This window comes from Curtobacterium sp. MCBA15_005 (genome assembly GCF_001864855.1).
In the GTDB taxonomy this organism is placed as follows: domain Bacteria; phylum Actinomycetota; class Actinomycetes; order Actinomycetales; family Microbacteriaceae; genus Curtobacterium; species Curtobacterium flaccumfaciens.
Genome location: NZ_MJGL01000017.1, coordinates 157,075 through 162,438 on the forward strand (window position 1 = coordinate 157,075; position 5,364 = coordinate 162,438).

Here is a 5,364-nt window from a genome sequence, read left to right on the forward strand (position 1 = left end):
CGGCTGCGGCTGCGGCTGCGAGTTCACGGGCTCAGCGACAGTTCACGCCCGCTTCTGCCCGTGAGGTGTCGCGCAGTGCGAAAGTCCGCGCCGGTCCGGTCGTCCGTGCACCCGCGGGTCAGAGGCGGGCGAACCGCGCGCGGAAGAAGCTGTAGACGCCGAAGGCCAGGAACCCGATGCCGATCGCGACGAGGACGAACACCCCACCGGGCATGCTCCGCACGGCGTCGAACGCGGCGTCGAGGCCGGTGGCCTGGTCGGGGTCGCTCTGCAGCCCCGCGACGGCGATGAGCACGCCCACGATGACCACGGCGATCCCCTTGCCGACGTACCCGACGACGCCGAGCACGGTGACCACACGGTCGAGCTGACCCGACGGTCGCGAGATCTGCTTGCGGAACGACCGACGGCAGCCGATCACCACGAGGCCGATGCCGACCGCGACCGCGATCGCCCCCGCGAGGAGCAGCACGAACACCCCGCCGGGCGTCGCCAGGGTCTTCGCCGCGGCACTCTGCGACGAGCTGCTCGAGCTCGACCCGGCACCGAGCGCGTACGAGGCCGCCGAGTACGCGATCACGCCGTAGACCACGGCCTTCGCGACGTCCTTCAGCCGGGCGAGCCACCCCCGGGTGGTGTCGGAACGGCCGCCGACGATCGCCTCGACGATCAGGCGCACGGTGAGTGCGGCCGTGCCGACGGCGATCAGCCAGAGCAGGAACACCCCGCCGGGGACCGCGGCGATCTGCTGCAGCGCACCGGACTGGTCCGTCTCGCCGCCGGAGGACGCGTTGCCGATGCCGAGCAGGATCGCCAGGTACCCGATCAGCAGGTGGACGATGCCGCTGCCGACGAACCCGGCGCGTGCCGTGACCTCGAACCAACGGCTGTCGGCCGCTCGCCGGACCTGTCGTCCGGTTTCCTTCGCTGCGTGCTCCGCCGTGTCGCTCATCACGCCCCAGCGTGCCCGACGCGTGCCGTCCTGTCCGGGGCGCGCCGGGCCGTGCGGTCCGCCACGTGGCGGACGGGAGGCCCGTGGCGGTGCCGCCACGGGCCTCCCATCCGTCGGTGGGCGCGTCTCAGTCGCCCTTCACGTTGACGACCTGCCGCAGGGTGTGCCGGATCGACACGAGGTCCTCGGCGTCCGCCATGACCTGGTCGATCGGCTTGTACGCCGCCGGGATCTCGTCGAGGAACGCGTCGGTGTCGCGGTACTCGATGCCGGTCATCGCCTCGCGCAGCTGCTCGTGGGTGAAGGTCCGCCGGGCAGCGCTCCGCGAGAACAGCCGGCCGGCACCGTGCGGGGACGACTCGAGCGAGGGCTTGTTGCCGAGTCCCTCGACCACGTACGACGCGGTGCCCATCGACCCGGGGATCAGGCCGGGCTGTCCGGCCTTCGCCTGGATCGCACCCTTGCGCGAAACCCACACGGACTTGCCCCAGTGCATCTCACGCTGCGTGAAGTTGTGGTGGCAGTTGATCCGCTCGCGCTCGTCGACGGGCGTGCCGACGGCCTCGGACAGCTGCCGGACGACGCGGTCCATCATCTCCTCGCGGTTGAGCAGCGCGAAGTGCTGGGCCCACCGGAGCTCGGCGATGTACCGGTCGAACTCCGGCGTGCCCTCGACCAGGTACGCCAGGTCGGGGTCCGCCAGCTGGATCCACCACCGCTCCATCGCCTTCTTGGCGACCTTGATGTGCCGCTGCGCGATCTTGTTGCCGACGCCTCGCGACCCGGAGTGCAGGAAGAGCCAGACCCGGTCCTGCTCGTCGAGGGAGACCTCGATGAAGTGGTTGCCGGACCCGAGCGTGCCGAGCTGGTTCCGCCACCCGCCGTGCACGCCGTCCGGGTCGAACCGGGCGGTCTCGGCCATCGCCTCGAGCTCGGCGATCCGGGGCGCGGCGGTCGCCACGATCTTCCGGTTCGACGCACCGGCCGACAGCGGGATCGCGCGCTCGATCTGCTCGCGCAGCCCCTGCAGGTCGGCGGGCAGGTCGGTGGCGGTGAACTGCGTGCGGACCGCGATCATGCCGCAGCCGATGTCCACGCCGACGGCCGCCGGCATGATCGCGCCGAGGGTCGGGATGACGGACCCGACGGTGGCCCCGAGGCCGAGGTGTGCGTCGGGCATGAGGGCCAGGTGCGGGAACACGAACGGCATGCGCGCGGTCGTGCGGGCCTGCTGCTCGGTGTTGTCCTCGAGCATCGAGGCCCAGCTGAGCAATCGGTCGTTGATCTTCTTCATGGAGTCGTCTCGCTTTCGTGACGGTCGAGGTGACGGTCCGAGACGGTCGTACGCCGGGCCTCCTGGTCGTCGCCGGACGTGGCGGGCGGAAGGAGGCGGTGCTGACGAACGCCCCGGGCCGGGTGGGCACGAGGCGTCGTGGGACGTCGCGTGCCTACGCGAGATAGCGGAGGGACCACTGCTGCTCGGGCAGCACGGCGGCCGCGGCGAGCTGGAGCTCGACGCGTTCCTCGTTGTGCTGCACGGCGCGCATGCGCGGTCCTTCCGGTGTGCCCGGGGCGGGCGGTCTGCCGATCGGCAGGAGGACGACGCTAGTGCGACACGCCCGGGATGCGCAAGTCACGTGGGCGTGTCGGCGGTGCTCCGGGGTGCTTCGGCGGTTCGCCGGCGGTGCTCCGGCGGTTCTCCACAGGCTGGAGGCCCGGCGTGCGTTCTCCACGAGGGGTACGTCCGCCTGATGGTCGCCACCGGGGCCGGGGCAGGCTGGACGCATGACCGAGCGCACGCGAGACACCCCCGACGCGACCGAGAACGAGGAACGGACGAACGGGTACGTCCCGCTCCGTTCGTACGGTGCGATCGGCGACGGGCGGACGGTCGCCCTCATCGCGCTCGACGGCCGGATCGACTGGCTGCCGATCCCGTCGATGGACTCACCGCCCGTGTTCGCGAGCATCGTCGACGCCGAGCACGGCGGACACGTCGCCCTGCGGCCGGTGGACGACCAGGCGCAGGTGTCCCGCGCCTACCTGCCGGGGACGAACGTGCTCGTGACGACCTGGACGACTCCGTCCGGCTCCGCCACCGTGACCGACGCCATGGTCACCGGAGTGGCCGGACGGCTGCCCTGGGCCGAGATCGGCCGCTGCGTGCAGGGGGTCGACGGTTCGGTCGAGATGGAGTGGGCGGTCGTGCCCGGCACGATCCTGAACACCGCGGAACCGCGCCGACTCGACACCGCGAACGGCACGGTGATCGGCGTCGATGGCGTGACCATCGCGATCGTCGAGCAGGGCTTCGAACCGGTGCACGACGACGGCCCCCGGTTCTCGGGGCGGTTCACGACGGCCGAGGGCTCGAAGTCGATCCTGACCATCGTCGGCACGTACGACGAGCCGATCTTCCTGCCCGAACCGGAGCGCACGCTCGAGGGGGTCGACCGCACGATCGAGAACTGGTCGACCTGGTCGAAGGAGTTCAGCTACGACGGCCCCTGGTCGGACGCCGTCCAGCGCAGCGCCCTCGCCCTGAAGCTCCTGATCTTCGCCCCCACCGGCGCCATCGCTGCGGCCCCGACGACGAGCCTGCCCGAGGACCGCACCGGCGGCAAGAACTGGGACTACCGGTTCGCCTGGGTGCGCGACCTGGCGTACACGGTGCACGCGCTCACCCGCTTCGGCCTGCGCGAGGAGACGCACGCCGCCGTGTCGTGGGTGATGCGCACGATCGCCGAGCACGACGAGACGATGCCGATCTTCTACGGACTCGACGGGTCGAAGAGCAACACCGTCGAGGAGCGCGACGTCCCGGGCTGGAACGGCATCGGACCGGTCACGATCGGCAACCGCGCCGGTGACCAGCTGCAGCTCGGGGTCTGGGGCGACGTGTTCGAGATCATGCGCCAGTACGTCCGAGCCGGCAACGTGCTCGACCGCAAGACGGCCTCGGTGCTGCAGGACCTGGCCGACGACGCCTGCCACCGCTGGGTGGAGCCGGACTCGGGCATGTGGGAGCTGCAGGAGGCGCAGCACTACACGACGAGCAAGATCGGCTGCTGGCAGGCGCTCGACGCGGCGGTCGAGCTGCACGACGCGGGGATGATCGACGGCCCGCGCGAGAAGTGGATCGAGAACCGCGAGCTCATCGAGGACTGGGTCGCCGAGAACGGGTGGAACGAGGAGCTCGGCCACTACGTCATGTACCCGGGCACCGACGCGCTCGACTGCTCGATCCTGCTGCACGCGATGTCGGCGTTCGACCGTGGCCCGCGCATGGAGTCCACGATCCGCGCCATCGAGGAGCAGCTGCAGCACGGGCCGCTGGTGTACCGGTACTCCGGCATCCAGGACGAGGAGTCCCCCTTCGTGGCGTGCTCGTTCTGGCTCGCCGCCGCGCTCGCGTGCGTCGGACGCATCGACGACGCGAAGCAGCTGATGGACGACATGGTTGCGCAGGCGAACGACGTCGGGCTGTTCAGCGAGATGCTCAGCGCCGTGGACGGGGACTTCATGGGCAACCTCCCGCAGGGGCTGTCGCACCTGGCGCTCATCCAGGCTGCGCTCACCATCGAAGAAGTCTCAGAGAAGTCCTGACCGGGCTGGACAGCCCCTCGGGGGCGCGGGGCATCATGGCCTGACGATGAACGACGTCGATGCACGGATGGACCGGCTCCGCAGGGCCGCCCGCTACCGCTACCAGCAGCTCGTCGACCAGGAGATCGAGCGGGGGTCGCTCGACCCCGACGAGGTGCGCTCGGAACGCGAGGAACGTCGGCTGCTCAAGGCCGCCGACGTCGCCGCGCACGCCCGGGCCCAGATCGCGGAGGCCGAGCGGCGCGGGGTCTTCGAGGGCAACCCGTACCACGGCAAGCCGCTGCCGGGCCTCGACGGGCAGCACGACCCGGACTGGTGGATCAAGTCGAAGATCGAGCGTGAGGACATCCGGGGCATCGCGCCGCCGGCCCTGGCACTGCGGACCGAGGACGCCGAACTCGACGACGCCCTCGATGCCCTGTCGCTCGAGACCGACGTGCGCGACGTCCTCGTGGACTTCAACGCGCGGGTGAAGGAAGCCCGGCGGCAGCTGCTCGGCGGGCCTCCGGTGGTGACGCCGATGCGGGACGTCGAGTCCGAGGTGCTCGCCTGGCGGGAACGCCGCGAGGTGCGCATGGCTTCGGCCGCGCGGGCAGCGGAGCAGGCGCGGCTCGAGGCGAAGCCGCGGCGGTGGTGGCGACGGCGCTGAGGGGTGCCGGGGTGCTGTCCGGGGGCGAGATTTCGCGCTGAGCGACAGTTCTCGCGAACGTGAGCGCGTGAGGTTTCGCCCAGCCCGTGACGACGGCGGCGGCTGCCGGCACGTCGTGCGCCGAGACGCACGACGGACGGCGCGCAACGCAAGTCGG

General features: G+C 71.1%; 4 protein-coding genes. 2 read left to right on the forward strand and 2 right to left on the reverse strand.

The annotated features are described in order from the left end of the window. Window positions 1-118 precede the first annotated feature (118 nt). Window positions 119-952 carry a DUF1206 domain-containing protein gene (locus tag BIU89_RS10200; RefSeq protein WP_071246296.1) on the reverse strand — a complete coding sequence of 278 codons (834 nt, stop codon included), beginning with the start codon at window positions 950-952 and terminating at the stop codon, window positions 119-121. 127 nt (window positions 953-1,079) lie between these two features. Continuing rightward, the gene (locus tag BIU89_RS10205; RefSeq protein ID WP_071246298.1) at window positions 1,080-2,246 is read right to left on the reverse strand and encodes an RtcB family protein; all 1,167 of its coding nucleotides are present in this window, start codon (window positions 2,244-2,246) and stop codon (window positions 1,080-1,082) included. 491 nt (window positions 2,247-2,737) lie between these two features. On the opposite strand from BIU89_RS10205, the gene BIU89_RS10210 reads away from it, so the two are divergent. Both BIU89_RS10210 and BIU89_RS10215 read left to right on the forward strand, forming a co-directional pair. Beyond that, the gene (locus tag BIU89_RS10210) at window positions 2,738-4,558 is read left to right on the forward strand and encodes a glycoside hydrolase family 15 protein (protein ID WP_071246301.1); all 1,821 of its coding nucleotides are present in this window, start codon (window positions 2,738-2,740) and stop codon (window positions 4,556-4,558) included. Window positions 4,559-4,604: 46 nt separating this feature from the next. Next, window positions 4,605-5,207 (forward strand): J-domain-containing protein, encoded by a 603-nt coding sequence (locus BIU89_RS10215; protein ID WP_071246303.1) that lies wholly within the window; start codon window positions 4,605-4,607, stop codon window positions 5,205-5,207. The last annotated feature ends 157 nt before the right edge of the window (window positions 5,208-5,364 follow it).

Bases quoted from the DNA above. Each gene is read 5' to 3' on its own strand.
- BIU89_RS10200 (WP_071246296.1), bottom strand. From the start codon at position 952: ATGAGCGACACGGCGGAGCACGCAGCGAAGGAAACCGGACGACAGGTC.
- BIU89_RS10205 (WP_071246298.1), bottom strand. From the start codon at position 2,246: ATGAAGAAGATCAACGACCGATTGCTCAGCTGGGCCTCGATGCTCGAG.
- BIU89_RS10210 (WP_071246301.1), top strand. From the start codon at position 2,738: ATGACCGAGCGCACGCGAGACACCCCCGACGCGACCGAGAACGAGGAA.
- BIU89_RS10215 (WP_071246303.1), top strand. From the start codon at position 4,605: ATGAACGACGTCGATGCACGGATGGACCGGCTCCGCAGGGCCGCCCGC.